Annotated in this window: 20 protein-coding genes; 15 read left to right on the top strand and 5 right to left on the bottom strand. The window is 39.1% G+C overall.

All coding sequences use genetic code 11. From position 1 onward, the window contains the following. Nucleotides 1-18 precede the first annotated feature (18 nt). The 5 genes from J9318_RS06605 to J9318_RS06585 all read left to right on the top strand — a co-directional run bounded on the left by J9318_RS06605 (nt 19) and on the right by J9318_RS06585 (nt 4,532). On the top strand, nt 19-285 hold the full coding sequence (locus J9318_RS06605) for a hypothetical protein (protein ID WP_210562246.1): 267 nt from the start codon (nt 19-21) through the stop codon (nt 283-285). A gap of 96 nt (nt 286-381) precedes the next feature. Next, nucleotides 382-1,413, top strand: a complete 1,032-nt coding sequence (locus J9318_RS06600) for an alpha/beta fold hydrolase (RefSeq protein ID WP_210562245.1) — start codon at nt 382-384, stop codon at nt 1,411-1,413. 243 nt (nt 1,414-1,656) lie between these two features. Further along, on the top strand, nt 1,657-2,424 hold the full coding sequence (locus J9318_RS06595) for an EAL domain-containing protein (RefSeq protein WP_210562244.1): 768 nt from the start codon (nt 1,657-1,659) through the stop codon (nt 2,422-2,424). 7 nt (nt 2,425-2,431) lie between these two features. Beyond that, a complete protein-coding gene (locus tag J9318_RS06590; protein WP_210562243.1) occupies nt 2,432-2,725 on the top strand; it encodes a YkgJ family cysteine cluster protein in 294 nt (97 codons plus the stop codon). 160 nt (nt 2,726-2,885) lie between these two features. Continuing rightward, on the top strand, nt 2,886-4,532 hold the full coding sequence (locus J9318_RS06585) for a SulP family inorganic anion transporter (protein ID WP_210562396.1): 1,647 nt from the start codon (nt 2,886-2,888) through the stop codon (nt 4,530-4,532). Here J9318_RS06585 and J9318_RS06580 read toward each other — a convergent pair. Both J9318_RS06580 and J9318_RS06575 read right to left on the bottom strand, forming a co-directional pair. Beyond that, nucleotides 4,503-5,465 carry an ATP-grasp domain-containing protein gene (locus J9318_RS06580; RefSeq protein ID WP_210562242.1) on the bottom strand — a complete coding sequence of 321 codons (963 nt, stop codon included), beginning with the start codon at nt 5,463-5,465 and terminating at the stop codon, nt 4,503-4,505. The genes J9318_RS06585 and J9318_RS06580 overlap by 30 nt on opposite strands. A 7-nt stretch (nt 5,466-5,472) precedes the next feature. Next, a complete protein-coding gene (locus J9318_RS06575) occupies nt 5,473-6,351 on the bottom strand; it encodes an EamA family transporter (RefSeq protein WP_210562241.1) in 879 nt (292 codons plus the stop codon). A 263-nt stretch (nt 6,352-6,614) separates the two neighbouring features. On the opposite strand from J9318_RS06575, the gene J9318_RS06570 reads away from it, so the two are divergent. From J9318_RS06570 to J9318_RS06525, 10 genes are all read left to right on the top strand, one after another. Continuing rightward, a complete protein-coding gene (locus tag J9318_RS06570) occupies nt 6,615-6,866 on the top strand; it encodes a TIGR03643 family protein (protein WP_210562240.1) in 252 nt (83 codons plus the stop codon). 111 nt (nt 6,867-6,977) lie between these two features. Further along, entirely contained in the window at nt 6,978-7,655 is a 678-nt protein-coding gene (locus J9318_RS06565) for a 2OG-Fe(II) oxygenase (protein WP_244731952.1), read from the top strand. 96 nt (nt 7,656-7,751) lie between these two features. Beyond that, on the top strand, nt 7,752-8,147 hold the full coding sequence (locus J9318_RS06560) for an ACT domain-containing protein (RefSeq protein WP_210562238.1): 396 nt from the start codon (nt 7,752-7,754) through the stop codon (nt 8,145-8,147). Between the two features lie 74 nt (nt 8,148-8,221). Beyond that, nucleotides 8,222-8,956: an SIMPL domain-containing protein gene (locus J9318_RS06555; protein ID WP_210562237.1), complete on the top strand. Its 735-nt coding sequence runs from the start codon at nt 8,222-8,224 to the stop codon at nt 8,954-8,956. A gap of 44 nt (nt 8,957-9,000) precedes the next feature. Further along, nucleotides 9,001-9,609: a fumarylacetoacetate hydrolase family protein gene (locus J9318_RS06550; protein WP_210562236.1), complete on the top strand. Its 609-nt coding sequence runs from the start codon at nt 9,001-9,003 to the stop codon at nt 9,607-9,609. A gap of 88 nt (nt 9,610-9,697) precedes the next feature. After that, complete coding sequence (locus J9318_RS06545; protein ID WP_210562235.1) at nt 9,698-10,678, top strand: hypothetical protein; 981 nt, start codon at nt 9,698-9,700, stop codon at nt 10,676-10,678. Continuing rightward, on the top strand, nt 10,675-11,571 hold the full coding sequence (locus tag J9318_RS06540) for a pentapeptide repeat-containing protein (protein WP_210562234.1): 897 nt from the start codon (nt 10,675-10,677) through the stop codon (nt 11,569-11,571). The genes J9318_RS06545 and J9318_RS06540 overlap by 4 nt, the downstream gene beginning before the upstream one ends. Before the next feature lie 9 nt (nt 11,572-11,580). After that, nucleotides 11,581-12,150 carry a hypothetical protein gene (locus tag J9318_RS06535; protein ID WP_210562233.1) on the top strand — a complete coding sequence of 190 codons (570 nt, stop codon included), beginning with the start codon at nt 11,581-11,583 and terminating at the stop codon, nt 12,148-12,150. Between the two features lie 131 nt (nt 12,151-12,281). Further along, nucleotides 12,282-12,743 (top strand): lipocalin family protein, encoded by a 462-nt coding sequence (locus tag J9318_RS06530; RefSeq protein ID WP_280518179.1) that lies wholly within the window; start codon nt 12,282-12,284, stop codon nt 12,741-12,743. A 132-nt stretch (nt 12,744-12,875) separates the two neighbouring features. Next, nucleotides 12,876-13,346, top strand: coding sequence for a YehS family protein (locus tag J9318_RS06525; RefSeq protein ID WP_210562232.1), 471 nt, complete (start codon nt 12,876-12,878; stop codon nt 13,344-13,346). 106 nt (nt 13,347-13,452) lie between these two features. On the opposite strand, the gene J9318_RS06520 is transcribed toward J9318_RS06525, so the two are convergent. The 3 genes from J9318_RS06520 to J9318_RS06510 form a co-directional block, all read right to left on the bottom strand. Further along, nucleotides 13,453-13,779 carry a hypothetical protein gene (locus J9318_RS06520; RefSeq protein WP_210562231.1) on the bottom strand — a complete coding sequence of 109 codons (327 nt, stop codon included), beginning with the start codon at nt 13,777-13,779 and terminating at the stop codon, nt 13,453-13,455. Nucleotides 13,780-13,871: 92 nt separating this feature from the next. Then, nucleotides 13,872-14,822, bottom strand: coding sequence for a carbohydrate kinase family protein (locus J9318_RS06515; protein ID WP_210562230.1), 951 nt, complete (start codon nt 14,820-14,822; stop codon nt 13,872-13,874). 115 nt (nt 14,823-14,937) lie between these two features. Further along, entirely contained in the window at nt 14,938-17,328 is a 2,391-nt protein-coding gene (locus tag J9318_RS06510; RefSeq protein ID WP_210562229.1) for a TonB-dependent receptor domain-containing protein, read from the bottom strand. Between the last annotated feature and the right edge of the window lie 14 nt (nt 17,329-17,342).

The raw sequence follows: 17,342 nt of genomic DNA, 5'->3' as shown, positions 1-17,342 counted from the left end.
TTTTATCGGGGGTAGATCATGTTAAAAATAAATTTTGCTTTTGTATGGCTGGGAGTCATCACGTTAGTTGTACTGCTATTTCCTGCAATTGGGATGCTACTTACCAACGAAGTCCAATGGAAGATTGGCGACTTTATTGTCATGGCATCACTTGTGTTTGGATTTGGCTCTCTGTTCATTTTTTCCTCACGCAAAGCCTCAAATATACAAAGAGTTATTATCGCTATTTTGCTAGCTTTCACCTTTTCACTAGTTTGGGCTGAATTAGCCGTCGGTGTCATATAACTACTTTAATGCTTACGAGTTTTGAATAGCATTTGTCCATGACTAAGGTACTGAGGCAACAACAAGACGTGACGAATCACAACAAAGGCAGAATACATGTATCACCATTTATATTTAGTTTTAAAACTTGTCACTGCTTGCATTCTGCTGGTAGCTTGCAGTCCTAATGTCGGCAATGTTCCTCTAGACTCGTATTCAAGCTTATACCAAGTAAACCCGCAACAAGATAAAAAGGTCCATGTGCGAAGTATGGGATTAGAACATCAAGGGCCAGCCGTAATTTTACTATCAGGGTTTAATAAAAACTATCATAGTGACAGTGCTTGGTTTGCTTTATTACAACCACTGATTGCCAAAACACACAGAGTGCATGCTATTGAACGATTTGGAAGTGGCTTTAGTAGTGATGTTAGTGAACCTTCTTTTTTTTCATTTGCTCCTGCTCTCGACACAACGCTAACAGCACTAAATGAGGATAGTTTTATTATCGTTAGCTTTGCAAGCTCTAATATTTTAGCGCTCGCATGGCAAAATTTACCTGAGTCACAAGTTCACAGTCGCTTGAAAGGGATGGTTTGGATTGATCCAGACATACTACTTGAACACTCTGTAAGTCTATATAAAGACTATCCGGTTGCTTGGTATCGTGAACAAAGGGAAACACTCATTCCACACCTTCAGAAGGGAAATTGGACACAACGAACGATTGATAAACTAGCTGCAGAGCGTGAAGAAATTGCGAGCCTTGTGCCACAAGACGTTGGTACTTTAATGGACTGGTCCTATTTTGACCTAATTAGTCAACGTCGTGCGGCTGTGAATAAACAGGTCACGCGAGCTAAAGAAATCATGAATTATTATGATGATTTAAACACAGCTTTAAAATTGGATATAAACACGTCCGTTCCTATCACTATTATTGACTCAGACTTTGAATCTGAAGATATAAAGAGTGCAGAGCCTGAATTTGTTGATGGTCTAATCAAATGGCAACAAGAAGGTTCAGCATGGAGTAAGTCAATAAGCAAACATTCCAAGGGTAGATATATACCCATTAACAATAGTGATCACATGGTAATATTTCAGAACCCAAGTTTAATATTAAAAGCACTTGATACTTTTGAATAGTTAGAAATTATTCTAAATCACATTTTTGTACATCAACTATGCTACTCTAAGGCGGTAGAAAGTTCTATTTTTCGGGGTTTTCACACAAATCAACTATTCGTTGGGTGCCCCATGAAATTATGTAAATTCCATAGAATTGTCGCGATTATCCTCGCTCCATTTCTTTTAATACTTGCCCTAACTGGGAGTTCTTTATTTTTCAACAAACACGCTTGATTATAATCATAATGAAAGGTCGTAGTAATGGATAATATTCAAAACATTTGTGAGATACATTCATGTAATAACTGTGCTAACAAAGACAAACTCAACTTTGATTTCACAATGGCCTTTCAACCAATCGTAAACGTAAGAACAAGACAAATTTTCGGTTACGAAGCCTTGGTTAGAGGTTTAAACCAAGAGTCAGCCTACTCTGTCATCTCGCAAGTAAATGATGATAACCGCTATTTGTTCGACCAGTTATGCCGTGTTAAAGCCATTGCTCTGGCTGCGAAACTAAACCTACAATCAATGTTAAGCATTAACTTTTTGCCAAAGGCAATATATCAACCTGAGCGTTGCATTCGAACTACCTTAGAGGCGGCAAAAACCTACGACTTTCCTACCAATAAAATTATGTTCGAGTTCACCGAAGTAGAAAAGATTGAAGACACGAGTACGGTTAAACGAATTGTCGAATATTATCAATCGATGGGATTTACCACCGCTATTGATGATTTTGGGTCTGGTTATTCTGGGCTAGGTTTATTAGCGGACTTTCAAACTAATATTGTAAAGTTTGATATGGAGCTGATTCGTAATATCGATAGTGACAAGTCTCGTCAGGCTATTATTATAAATTGTTTAAATTTATTTGCAGATTTAAATATTACCCCATTGGTTGAAGGAATTGAAACGCACGCTGAAATGTTGTGGTTAAAAGAAGCCGGTATTGAATTGATGCAAGGTTATCTGTTTGCTAAACCCGGCTTTGAGAGTCTGCCTAACGTAGACTTTAGTCATTTTTGAGGGTGTTATGAGTATTAACGTTAAAAACATAGCAACTGACGAAGTTACTTGTTCTACCTGTAAAGCAAATTGTTGCAAATTAGAAGTGATGATCATTTCGGACACTGGTGTGCCAGCACAACATATTCAAGTCGATAAATGGGGAGGTGAAACGATGCGAAGACTTTCTGATGGCTGGTGTTCAGCTTTAGATAGAGACACCTTTTTATGTTCAATTTACGAGCAACGACCGTGGATTTGCAGAGAGTTTGAAATGGGATCCTATGAGTGTATCGAAGAGCGAAATACGTCAACAAATTAAGACACCCGTTAAAATATTCTTTTACTGACATACGCTTATACATCTGTGTTTTTTAGCACACCTGATATAGAATTTCCCGCCAGATAGTTAAGCGTATAACCATAATTGTTATTCTTAGACTGCGGAGAAGTAAATTTTGACTGATAACCGATTTGCATCCATGAATCTTAAAGGCGATATGTTTGGTGGCGTTACCACCGCAATTATTTCTCTTCCTTTAGCACTCGCATTTGGTGTTGCCTCTGGCGCAGGTGCCGAGGCGGGCCTTTGGGGTGCTATATTAGTTGGCTTTTTCGCGGCCATTTTTGGTGGTTCAAACACTCTTATCTCTGAGCCTACCGGACCTATGACGGTTATCATGACCGCCGTAGTCACGAGCATGATGGCTAAATATCCAGAAACCGGCATGGCAATGTCATTTACTGTGGTTATGATGGCCGGCGGTTTTCAGATGTTGCTTGGCTATCTAAAATTAGGAAAATACGTCACTTTAATGCCCTACAGCGTCATATCAGGGTTTATGTCTGGTATCGGTGTCATACTAATCATTCTTCAATTCGCCCCGTTGCTTGGCCAATCAGCGCCCTCAGGTGGTGTAATAGGAACAGTATCTTCGCTTCCACAAATCCTCTCAAACATAAAATTTAGCGAGTTGTTACTTGGAGCGCTGACTTTGGGGGTCCTCTTTTATTTCCCGAAGCAATATCGAAAATATGTACCGGCTCAGCTTGTTGCACTTATCGGCGTGACCTTATTGTCCGTGTTGTTATTTGATGCCGACGACATTCGAAGAATAGGTGTTATCCCTGCAGGCTTACCTTCATTAGTGATCCCTAATTTTAACGCAGAAATGTTTACCACCATGGTTATTGATGCGCTTGTTCTTGGTACTTTAGGTTGTATTGATACACTTTTAACTGCTGTAATTGGTGACTCTTTAACTCGTAAAGAGCATGATTCTGACAAGGAACTTCGCGGCCAAGGTTTGGCGAACTTTATTTCAGGTTTATTTGGCGCTCTGCCTGGTGCGGGAGCGACAATGGGCACGGTTACGAATATTCAAGTTGGTGCGCGTTCACCGTTGTCAGGGGTAATTAGAGCGGTGATGCTAGCTTTGGTGGTAGTCGTTGCAGGAAGTCTGACGGAACCAATTCCCATGGCTGTATTAGCTGGCATTGCTGTCTATGTCGGTTTTAACATCTTAGATTGGAGTTTTATTCAACGGGCTCACAAAGTAAGCACGCAAGGCATGATCATTATGTATGGGGTTATGTTGCTGACCGTATTTGTAGACTTAATTGCTGCAGTTGGCTTGGGTGTGTTTATCTCAAATATCATGCTCATAGAAAAGTTGAGTAAAGAACAAGAACGTCACGTTCAAGCTATTAGCGACGCCGATACAGATAATGTGCCGCTAAATAAAGTTGAGCGCTCTTTGTTAGACAGTGCTAAGGGCAAGGTGCTGTTTTTTTACTTATCAGGGCCAATGATTTTTAGCGTATCTAAAGCAATTTCTCGCCAACATTCTAGTATTTCAGACTACAAGGTAATGATATTAGATTTAAGCGACGTTCCCATGTTTGATGTAACTGTTGGCTTAGCTCTAGAAAATGCGGTTAAAGATGCAAAAGACGTTGATTGTGAAGTTTTCTTATTGTGTCCTAACACGGAAACTAAAGAGCAACTTGAGAAGTTTCATATATTAGAGCTAATAAATGAAGAGCATAATTTCTCAAGCAGAGAGCAAGCGCTGCAAGCAGCGCTAAACTACATTAACTTACAAGAAAGTAGCAAGGTACTTGGCTAAGTGAAGCATCGCATAAATATCAACGGCGTTTTCCGCGTCAGAATTGTAATTCGTGTTGGTATTAACGTCATAGGCGTAACTGTTGCCCGCTTTATCAAGTATCGCTTCGATGCCGGCAACTTGAATGTTATTGTCTGCTAAAAATTGTTCATAAGTCGCAATAAAGTCAGGGTTATAATTTTGAAGTATTTCAAACTTTGGTGATAGTGCTTCAACCTTAGCTCCGCCAACTTTTGAATTATTTAATGATTCGTTTGGTGCTGGACAAAACAGATCGTCTATTGAACATGCATCGGCTGGGCAAAGCTCAAACCCTTCAGATGTGTCCACCTTAACTGCATATAAAAACTTTCCACCGATAAATTCATGACGAATAATATAGGGCATAGGTGCTTCAATGTACTGCTGTATCAACGTAATTCCATCAACAGGCTCATCAAAATCAGCACCATTTACATAATCAGACAAGGCTGAAATAGAATGAAATAGCTGAACTCCTTGCCCTTTTCCTGCCCTGTTATGTTTTGTAATAAATGAGTTTTGATTTAATGACTTTGCAGCTTCAATAATCTGTGATTTACCCACAGCGACAATTGTTTTTGGGGTTTCGATACCCGCTGCGTTTAACGCCATATACTGGTTCACTTTACTTACTTCTAACCGAAGTGCCCTACTGCCATTAATAACGGTACGGCCATGACGCTCTAACCAAGCTAAAACAGCTTCAGTATATTCCGGTGCATATCTATGATCTCGAGTATGAGACGAAGCGCTAATACGATTGTAAAAAACACCTTCTGGCGGCGGCATTGATAAGTCTAAAACCCCTTCATCCAAGTGCCACATTTCATAAGGCAATTGCAACTCATCTAATCGGTTTTGCAAATGAATTGTCCATTCATTATTTTCATGTATTACGTAGATTTTTTTCATAATATGCTTATTTAAGTTTAACTTTTGTACTTATCCATAACGCCAACATGATAATGCCAGCCCCAATCATTAACCGAGTGACATCAGCTTCTCTATTCCAAATCAACACATTTACTAAAATACCAGCGGGTATAAGCAAATTATTCATGGCAGCTAATGTACCAACATTTACTTCGGTGGCGCCTCGATTCCAACCAAAATATCCCAACCCAGACGCTACCACTCCAAGGTAAAGTAGAATTCCCCATTGTGTCATCGTAGTTGGTAACCGTTCTACGTTGCCAAAAATACTGTACAAAATAAGCGCTAAGACAAATGCACCAATATAGAAAAAACCAAATACCTTGTGTTGAGAAATAACTGATCGGCTAGGCATCAAACGTTTGTATGCAACTTGACCAAAAGCGAAACAAATATTGGCACACTGAACCAACAGCAAACCAAATAAAAAATCAGAATTTATATTATCAAACCGAATGGTTAATGCGCCTAAAACCGCGAGCAGCGCTGCAACAAAGAACCTTGGGTGAAATGTTTTATCCAAAACGTCATTAAACAAAGTCACATACAGCGGCGTCATGATAGTAAAAAGAAGTACTTCGGGAACGCTTAAATATAAAAATGAGTGGTAATAAAACCCGTACATTAAACCAAGCTGAATTGCTCCTATCGCCATTAACTTAGTGTAAAATCGATTTGAAAGTCCATCCTTTGAGTTTTGTTGTTTTACTAATACCTGCATTACGTTAGTAAAAGGCAAAAACACAACCATGGCTAATACCGTGCGAATAAGTACAGAAAACCATGGATCTACATCTCGTAAATACACTCCTATTAAACTAAAAGAAAATGCCCAAAGAATAGTTACGGCAATAAGATAAGTCATGAGTAAGCTCTTAATAGAAACCGCCGAGAGCAATGATTTAGAAAAAGTCTTGCCAAACTGACGCTTAGAGATGGTATTAAAGTGGATGCAAGTCTAAGTGAGACTTATAGCCTATTCAAGATATTTTAAAGTCGCCATTATGGTTATTTGCTATTAGTTATACTCAAGACTTTTATTCATATTTTTTCTTATCTATACATTAATCCACAAGCAGATAAAAAGCGTATTAGCTTCTTTGTGTGAACAGTAATCGAGTCTAAGCAATGCAATTTTCACAAGAAGACACATCAAGAATAATAGAAATGGCGTGGGAAGATCGAACTCCCTTTGAGGCCATAGAGACACTTTATGGTTTACGTGAACCAGAGGTTATCTCATTAATGCGAGCTTCATTAAGAACCAGCAGTTTTAAACTTTGGCGTAAACGAGTGAGTGGAAGAAGTAGTAAACATTTAAAACTTAGGAACCCGGCAATTAGTCGATCTCACTGCCCTACTCAATACAAACATAAATAGGCTTAAATTACGGATATTAAGTTTTAAAATTGGCATATAAAATTTGTTTGGTAAATGTACAATGATTCGTTAGACTCGCGCCGTTATACTCACTTTTTAAGGCACACCGTATTGTACGCGTTACAAACTAAAGATTTGGTTTCCAATGGCGACTTCGGCCATGATGACACCCTATTTGGACTAATTGCAGATGATATCTATCAGCAAGGTTATAGTATTCGTCATAACGCACTTCCGGACTCACTTGTACAAGCGTTAACTATTCAACAGCAAGCAATTCCGTCAATAAAGTTTAAAGAGGCTGGTATTGGTCGAGATAACTTATATGCGAAAAACGAGTTTGTCCGAACCGATGAGATATGCTGGATTACCGGCGAAACAGAAGCGGGCCAACGTTGGTTAAATTGGGCGACAGCCCTTCAGGTTTTTCTAAATCGTCGATTGTTTCTAGGCTTGTTTTCGTTCGAAAGCCACTTTGCTCATTATGGCCCTGGCAATTATTACAAGCGCCATGTCGACGCCTTTAAGGGCGAAGCAAACAGAGTATTGTCTATAGTTGTTTATTTAAACTCTGGCTGGGCTTTACATAATGGTGGCGAATTAGTCCTTTATAAAAGTGATACTGATAAGGAAGGTGTCAAAGTAACACCACTTCAAGGCACTATTGTGGCATTTTTAAGTGAAGAGTTTCCCCACGAAGTGTTACCAGCAAAACGAGATCGCTACTCAATTGCAGGTTGGTTCCGTGTGAATACCTCAAATAAAGATAAAGTGGATCCGCCTGTTTAAATAACCGTTTGCATAACCTATTTATTTACTTATATATTAATCAAATAAGCGTATTAGTTAACTATAAATCAAACTACTGAATTAACGAGCGGTATCATGACTGGAATAAAGGACTTAAATACACTTCTAAGCTCTATGCGACCAGAGCTAAATCAAGACGAATACGTATTTTGCACGGTAAATCAAAGCTTGTTAAATTGTATTCGCTTTGATCCTATTGCAACATTTAAAGAAAAAGAGGGCTTGACCTTAATACTCTCAAAATGCTCAGCTGATTTGGCTGGGCTTGAATATAGTGGCACCTATAAAATGATCACGTTAACTGTGCATTCGAGTCTTGAAGCGGTTGGTTTAACGGCCGCTGTTGCTGCTAAACTTGCCGCAAAAGGAATTAGCGCTAACGTGGTTGCTGCCTATTACCACGACCATATTTTTGTACAAAGTGACCGCGCTGAAGGTGCTATATTGGCGCTTGGTGAATTCAACGAATAAAAGCACGTATCGCTTGTTAACTTATACTTATACTTATAAATTAACCATTGTCATAAAATAACGAGAAGACGATCATGAAAGCCATTATTTCCCTAATTATCACTACGTTTTTTGTCGTAACCTTCTCACCTCTGTCCTCTGCAAACTCTAGCCTTCCCAACAATCGCCATATTGCTGTAACGGGTTCTGCACAAGTACAAGCGAAGCCAGATATAGCTATGATAAGTATGTCTGTTGAAAGCACGCAAAAAGAAAGCCTTGCGGCAAAACAGCAAGTAGATTTTCGGGTAAATCAGTTTTTAGACGGTGCGAGTAAATTTAATATCACTGAGCAAGATATTTCTGCCTCGAGCATTGCCACTCAACCTAAGTATACCTACGTAAATAATCAACAAGTATTAACCGGCTATAAGGCCAGTCGTAGTCTTAAGGTTTCGTTAAAAGACATTACAAAACTAAACCAATTTTTAGACTTTGCGCTTAGCGCCGAAATAAATCAAATTATCAACATAGAGCTTAAGTCATCACAAGAACTGCAATTAAAAGCAGAAGCTACCGCGCTGGCCGTAAAAGATGCCAAATCATCTGGCAGTGAACTGGCTCAATCTTTTGACGCTAAACTTGGTCGTATATATAGTATCAACGCATCGTCATCTGCTAATTACGGCCGATACGGCTCCAATAAGAGTGTTGAAAACATTACGTTTTCACAACGCGAAGCGGATACCGCGAGACCTGGTAAATACTTACAAGAGAATCTTGTATTTACATCATCCGTGAGTGTCGTTTTTGACCTAGAGTTAAATTAAAGAAACGACGACAACCAAAGTGCTAGCAGGGACAGGAGAAAGCTTTGAATTTAATAGAATATATCGGACAAACAGTTTCACCATCTAAAGTAGTCTGTATAGGAAGGAACTATTTAGAACATATTAATGAACTAAATAATGCGATTCCTGCAGAGCCTGTGATTTTTTTAAAACCGAATTCCGCTATTTCTTCACAATTAACTTCACATAACGAAACTATTCACTATGAAGCTGAAATTTGTTTTTTAATAAAGAACAATACAATAAGTGGCGTTGGGTTTGGTTTAGATTTAACCAAACGTCAATTACAAAGTGAGCTGAAAGCGCAAGGATTACCGTGGGAGCGAGCAAAAGCTTTTGATGGCGCGGCTGTTTTTAGTCCTTTTGTTCAATGCCCCGCCAACTTAACTGACCTGTCGATGAAACTTTATATCAATGACGAACTTGTGCAACACGGGCTAGTTACTCATATGATGTTTCAACCTGAACAGTTTTTGCACGATATATCTTCGTTTATGACCCTTGAGGACGGCGATATTATAATGTCGGGCACCCCAAAAGGTGTTGGCGTGGTAATAAAAGGCGATAAATTTCATGGTATCGTTTTGTGTAATGAAAAGCCCATTTTGGAGTCATACTGGACCGCAAAATAAAAGAGTTTTCGTTGCTATTCAATCTCATACCTATATGATTAAAATTATCCAATGTTATTTATTATTTCTATAAATAAGTCGTTATCTTATGAGCCAAAAAATCCAAACCAAGTTAAATGATATTGCCCATACTTGCCAAGTCATCGATGGTAAACCCGTGCCGTGTGGTTACCATGAAAGTCGAGTTTATTGTGAATTTTCTGGAATAGAAGATGATCTGTTAGCAGACAGTGGTGACAACTTCCACACTTACATGGAACCTTCAAAAGGGGCCACACATTTAGCTAAGCTATTTTGTGCAGCTCATCCTCCCGCTGGCAGTTGGTATTTAGTGAAAGAGCAACGTGAATGGTTGCAAAAAGCATTGCTAGTGCAATTGCGTGAACATACGGGGGACGGCCCATTTAAAATTATGGTAGCAGGTGTTGCAAGTTATGTTCACGCGCTTGGGCAATTATTAATTATTTTACAGGCAGTTAAAGCATTAGATAACGATTTGAAAATAGAAGTTACATTCACTGATAGATGCCAGTTTCCTCTTCAACAAATTGAACAGTTTTTGGCTGCTATTCAAGAGTCTAAATTTTTTAGATATAGCTTCGAATTAGGTGATAAGAAGTTTAAATGTGCAAAGGCGTTAGATAAGAAAGTTAGGTTATATCAAAACGAGCTAAAACAGTTAGATGTAAAATATGCATTAGGTGACTTATCAAGCCAAGATGTATTTCCAGAACAAAGTTTTGATCTAATTACCGAGCACTTTATGACGTCATTGTTGTATAAGAACTTTGAAAAGATTAAACCGATACGTGCAAACTATTGCCATTGGTTAAAGTCAAATGGCTATTTATTTAGTGCCGATGGAATTCGTGCTGACTCGCCAATTTATGCGTCTTTTTTGGAGCTAAACAGTGATGTTGGGCTTATCGCGAATGAACAACTTACCTCGCCTGTTTGGGATCCTTATGGACTGCCACAAGAAACATTTCAGGCGATTATTGAGTCAGGTAGTAGCAAACGCTTTCCTGTGGAACGGGACAACACGTTATCAGGATTTATCAAACAATGAGTACACAATACAATAAAGTATATTCAAACGATGACTTGAAAGGCTTAAATTTAACTGGCACAGACTTACGAAATTGTCTGTTTGAAACCTGTAATTTAAGTAATACGGTCTTTGAAAACTGCGACTTGTCGGGGTCTAAATTTGAACGATGTGTTTCCGATGAAAACACCTTCACCAGCTTTTGTAAGGCAAAATGTCAAAATACTGAATGGATTGGTTGTCGTTTAACTGAATCAAATTTTAATAACGCTGATTTATCGAGCTCTGAGTTTAGAACTACCAGAATATCAGGTTCAAACTGCCGTGATTCGCACTGGGATGATTGTCGCTTGGACGACGTAGACTTTTCTATGGTGGATTTTGACTTAGCCAGTTTTAGGAATGTAAAAGTACTGAGAGTCAAATTTAAACCAGCACTTGTCACCGGTACTCGGCACTTTTTACGTTTACTTAAACAGTCTAAAACTGCTAAACATACTATTTTTACGTCAGGAACAGAGTTGTCTCCGTTTATTGAATATTGTTCAAGAGAGTATCGATTAAGTTTGCTGTTACTGGAAATTGAACAGCTTGGCTTCTTTTCTAAATTACCAAGGGTTTTATTTGCATCCGTCATAGGTTTAGTGTCTGACTTTGGTCATTCTTTAAAGCGGTGGGTGGCATCATCCTTAATATTGATCAGTATGTTTGCAGCTTACTTTAGTATGTATAAAAGTTATGTTTTTTCCGACTACACTAGCGCATGGCACCATGCCCTTTTGCACTTTATTAACCAAGGTCAATTTGGTGCAGCAACTAATGGTCCGGTTCAAACAGCTTTAAATGTATTAGGGTATTTTATGCTAGGTATACTAATCTCCATTATTACAAACCGCTTTGTAAGTCGTTGGTAGGGTAATATTTTGTACATCATTATTACCGACATTTTTGGTCATACCGAGGCTGTTAAAGACTTTGCAGACACCTTAAACGCGCCATATGCGATTGTTGAACCGTATAATAATGAGCAACGTTCGTTCAACAGCGAATCCGAAGCATACTGTTATTTTATGGAACACGTCGGTATTGAACAGTATGCAATGTCCATTACTAATGAACTTAAGGCGCTTTCGCACCCTCACGTGATTATTGCCTTTAGTGCTGGAGCAGCAGCTTTATGGTCTGTATCCGATCAATTAGACGATAAAAATATTAGATTAGGCGTACTGTTTTACGGCTCTCAAATTAGGCACCATGTTGATATTAAGCCTGTATTTCCTTGCCACTTAGTGTTTCCTGAACACGAAGACCACTTTTCCATACCAAGTTTAATTGCTCGTTTAGCCTTTATTCCTCAGGTTACGCTTGATGTTTGTGAATATAAGCATGGCTTTATGAATAGCCAAAGCACTAACTTTAATAGTGTTGGCTATAACAAGTACAACCAACGTATTCGTAACATTGTTTCAGAGCATACTTGGCTAAATGAATAGCGTTTACTAATCAATCAAATTGAGCGAACTTTTATATGATAATCACATCTTCTAAAGCTTCTTTGACAAAGCTAATCTTTAAATTATTTATTACTCTGTCTTGTTTAATAGCCTTATCTGCGTGTTTAGGTATGCCCGAAAAGGTAAAACCTGTCGATAGCTTCGAGTTACCTAAATATTTAGGTAAGTGGTATGAAATAGCCAGACTTGATCATTCTTTTGAGCGTGGTTTAAGTCAAGTAACTGCCGAATATTCTATGTTAGATGATGGTGGTGTATCAGTCTTAAATCGAGGGTTTTCCATTGAAGAAAATGAGTGGAGCGAAGCGACAGGCAAGGCCTACTTTGTTGAGTCTGAAGATCAAGGTTATTTAAAGGTTTCTTTTTTTGGTCCGTTCTACGGCTCATATGTTGTATTTGAGTTGGACCGTGAAAATTATCAGTATGCCTTTGTTTCTGGCCCAGATACTGATTATTTATGGTTATTGTCACGTACACCGACTATATCGCCGGAGCTTAAAGCACGTTTTATTTCTAGCGCTGAAGCAAAGGGGTTTGATAGCAGCAAGTTGATCTTTGTCGAACAGCAATAACAGTAATCATTAATGCGTAACATAAATAATCTCGATTAAGCATAAATGATATGCTTCAAGTCTGTTAGAATGCAGCGCTTAGACATGAGTCCACGATTTATTAGGCTCATCAATAATTAGGAATCCTAAATTTTGACTAACAATGATATTTTACGTCGCATTCGTTTTACTTTTGACTTAAAAGAAAATGACATTATTAAACTCTTTGCGCTCGCTGATGAAAGCGTCGATAGCTCGTCGATCACAACGTGGTTAAAAAAAGACGATGACCCAGCTTATGTAAAGCTTAAAGACAGACAGTTCTCTGCATTCTTGAATGGTTTTATAACGTCTAGACGTGGCAAACGTGAAGGTGTAGAAACAAAAAATGAAACTAGTTTAAATAACAATATGATTTTTCAAAAGCTTCGTATCGCATTGCATCTTAATGCAGACGATGTGTTAGAGGTGTTAGCCTTGGCTGACTTTAATATTAGCAAGCATGAGCTAAGTGCCTTTTTCAGAAAGCCAGGAACAAAAAATTTCAGGGAGTGCAAAGATCAGGTACTTCGTAACTTTCTTCAGGGTGTACAGCTTAAATATAGGCCAATTCAAACTAAATAACCTCTGCTCAAAATAAAAAACCGACTGCAAAGATTAACCTCTGAGTCGGTCTTTTTATTGAGCTAAATCAAGCAAACGCCTAAATTTAGCCCGAGTAGAGAAAGCGTTATTTTTTACTTTTGTTTTTTCGTTTTGTCAATACACCCACTTGGCGAGCTATCGCCAGTAAACCTTCAGATACATCACCTGCACCGTCTTTTACTAACTTACTTACATCCGCTGATGAAAACATAGAGCCACTTCCAGACTGCACACCTTTAGCTCTTACAAACTCTTTTGTTTTACCTGTGCTGGCCGTTTCAATGTATTTTAATAGTATTTCTTCATTTAAGCTTTTTGGTTTTGTTTTAAGCGTTTTAATTTTACTATTAAGCTCTTCGATGTCTGCTTCAAACAGCTCAATTAATTCTTCAATACTGGTATAAGATTTCATTTTTTCTCAGTTAAGTTAGCACTTAGATACTAAATTATACCTTAGCTTCGCCAAATCGCTTAATGCCCATTGCGGCTTAATTTAAAACCAGTTTATTTAAACAGTTGCTCTATTGTAGGAAGAGCATCGAACGCTCCTCGTTGAGTAACGGTATAGGCACCACATCGACTTGCAAAATCAATAACTTCTGATACGTACTCTTCGCTCTTTAAGCTCGCCTTAACTTGCTCTTGGCTTTGGGCTTGGCACAGTTTATATATTACCCCACCAACAAAACTATCCCCGGCAGCAGTAGTATCAATAGCTTCTGCACTTTGTGGTGTTACGGTCACGGACACACTTGATGATATAAACTGTATTGGATTTGGCCCATCTGTGACAAATACACCTCTTACCCCTTTTTCTAACAAAGAGGCTACATACTCGCTTTCCGTTTGGCTTGAATGCTTGGCCAAAAAAGCAAGTTCGTCTTGTGAAAACTTAATCACATCACAATATGTTAAGCACTCGGCTACTTTGGCCGCGATCGCTTCACTTTCTGTACCTGCTGGCCACAAGTTCAAGCGCAGGTTCACATCGCAACTAACCAATGTCTTACTTTTTTTTGCGTTATTGATAAGAGTGTAGGTAGCTCGTGAAAGTGAGTCAGTGGTCAGCGTGTTGGAGCACAGGTGTAAAAAACCAGTTTGCTCAAATGATATCGAATTAACATCAGCCGAATCTATTACTAGGTCGGCGGTATTGTCTCGATAAAACTCAAAACTACGCTCTCCATGTTCATCTAAGCTAATTAACACTAGAGCCGTCTTATTTGTTTTTTTTATCACTGAATGAGTATCAACACCATGATTAACTAAAGACTTTTCAAGCATATTTCCCATAGCGTCTGTGCTAACTCCACCAACAAAACGACTATTACCGCCGAGTTTTGCAACAGCCACAGCTACATTTGCTGGTGCGCCGCCAGCGTGAGGGGTGAAAAGCCCAGACTCATTAGGAATGAAATCAACCAACACTTCACCAAAACAAACAACGTTTAACATAGTTACATTTAACTCCTAGTTAATAATAAAAAGGAAAGCTCCCGCTTGAGAGCTTCCCTTAAGTTGTGACGTAAATTATAGGATAGCTATTGTCGCTATCTCACTGTCACTATATTTAGAACATGTAACGCAGTGTAAACGAGGTTGTTCTGCCTGTTAGCGTACGCGCTCTAATAATATCATTCGCTGGTAAAGCCCCCTCTTCTGACTCTGTAATACCTTCAGAATCAAATGCATTATTGATATTTAACGACACTGTTAAGTTGTCACTTAAGTTGTAGTCTGCAAACAAGTTAAATTGAGTGTAAGCATCAAACTCAAGTTCATTGCTGTCTTGTGCGTAAGCGCCGCTTGAGCCAATGAAGTTTGCGCCCACAGCCGCTGATTCAAAGCTATAACGGCCAGTAAATGAATAAACAACGTCAGCTTGGCGACGAGGCGTATTACCAACCACGGACTCATTTAGTGCGTCTTTAGTGATTTCAGCATCAGTTAGCGTGATGTGTCCTCTTAAGTCAAAGTTACCTACGAAGTAAGATGCTTCAACCTCAACCCCCATTGCCTCATATTGTCGGTCAAAAAATCTTTGGCTAGTGGCTTCAAAGTTTTGCTCTTCGGTTTCTGCATAAAACGCAGTGGCAAAAATGGCCAATTCGTTTTGACGATACTTAACACCCGCTTCAATTTGATCAACTTCATCAATAGCATCAGCTGACGCTACAGAACCATCAGGTCTCACCTTACCAAATAAAAGTCGGTCTGCGTTTGCTCGGCCACCATGACTAATACGACCAAAAACAGCCGTATCGTTGTCGATTTTATAGTTCACACCGACAGAGTACGACGTATAGTTCCAATCATAGTTAATTGGCGATGCATTGGCGTTGTCGATATTTACAACATCAACTTCTGGCATTGAAATTACGCCGTCACCGTTCATATCATAAGTGCTAGTTGTGGCACCTGCGTAAGTACCGCGAGCTTCACCGCTGTCGTATCGAACGCTTGCATCAAAAGTAAAGTCTTCATAATCTGTTGTAACTGCAACATAAGGCGCCGTTATTGTGTAATCAGCATCATAATTTCTTTGGCAACAGTTACCCCAAAAAGGCGTTCCGTAAGCGTATAAACCGTTATCAGAATATGAAGTTCCGTCTTGTGCAACCGCGTTTACTAATGCTGCATTGTCACCTTTTTGTTCTAATAGATAGGAATTCCATAACCAGCTCATTCCAATATTTTGTGTTGCAACGTAGTAGCCAAAGGTCACATTCGTACTATCTAACGTTTTTGTTAACTTAATATCATTAACAATATTATCAAAGTCGTCCATTTCAACATCAAATGTATGGATCCTCATTACATAGTCTTCGTTATAGCTATTACCAGCTTGCGGACCATTTGCGTATTCTAATGTTGCTCCAGAACCAGCAATGCTCTCTGCAACGGCAGATGTTTCCCCAACTTCTGCAGGGAAAGGTGCATTAAAGGTACCGCTTACTGAAGACTTCCTAAATCTATTTTCGACTTGCCAGTCATTACCCAAATCAAATGAAGCTTCTACGCCAAACGAGTCTACCAAAGGACTCATACCATCTCTGATATCACCAGAGCGTAATTCGCCATTTTTACCTCTAGAGAAGGTTTTAGTGAAGTAGGCTGAATGTGGAGTGTCTGACAGAGAGTCAAATCCTGGTAGTGAGCTACCATCGCCGCGCACGGGCATTGGTAAATAACCTATTGAGTTATCATCTAAATGTTTAAAGTATAAACGTACGTATCCATTATCGAAGTCTTTGGTGATATTGGCTTTGATTTGTCCGCCTTTGTTTGCCGTATAACCTGCATCTCGTGGGCCATCACCTTGTCTTACAAAACCACCGATGTGGAATCTTAATGTGTCACTTATCTCTGTTCCGTACTCAAAGTCAGTCTTAAAAGAGTCATAATCAACGCCAAAGGTCGTTGCAACACTGCCGCCATCATCTTCACCAGTTTTGCTGATAAGGTTAATAATACCGCCAGGTGAATTACTCGCCAGCGTTGACGCTGAACCACCACGAATCGATTCTACTGATGATACAGTTGAGTCAGCACGCAAGAATATATCGGCGTTACCAAAAGCAATATCACCAAACTGCAATACCGGTAACCCGTCTTCTTGCAATTGTAGGAACTTGGCTCCGCCAGATGCTACAGGTAACCCGCGAACCGCAATATTTGCATTACCTTCGCCACCCGTTGCTTCTGAACGAACACCTGGAATAAGTCTGAAGATTTCTGCGGTTGTTCGTGGAGTGGCCACTTCGATACTTGAGAGATCGACACTGCTAATAGAAACGCTAGAGTCCATTACATTTTTGCCTTTTACAACACCTGTAACGGCAATGCGCTCAAAGTCTAGTCCTTTTTTATTTGCCTCTTCATCTGCGGCAAGCGCTTGAGAAACCGACAGTGCTAAAAGACAAACGGAAAATTTTTTAATTTTACTTATATTATTTTTCATGTTTAACCCCTGTT

It is taken from the genome of Psychrosphaera aestuarii, assembly GCF_017948405.1.
GTDB lineage: Bacteria > Pseudomonadota > Gammaproteobacteria > Enterobacterales > Alteromonadaceae > Psychrosphaera > Psychrosphaera aestuarii.
The sequence above is the reverse complement of the archived record's forward strand: the minus strand, read 5'-3'. Positions and strand labels throughout refer to the sequence as shown.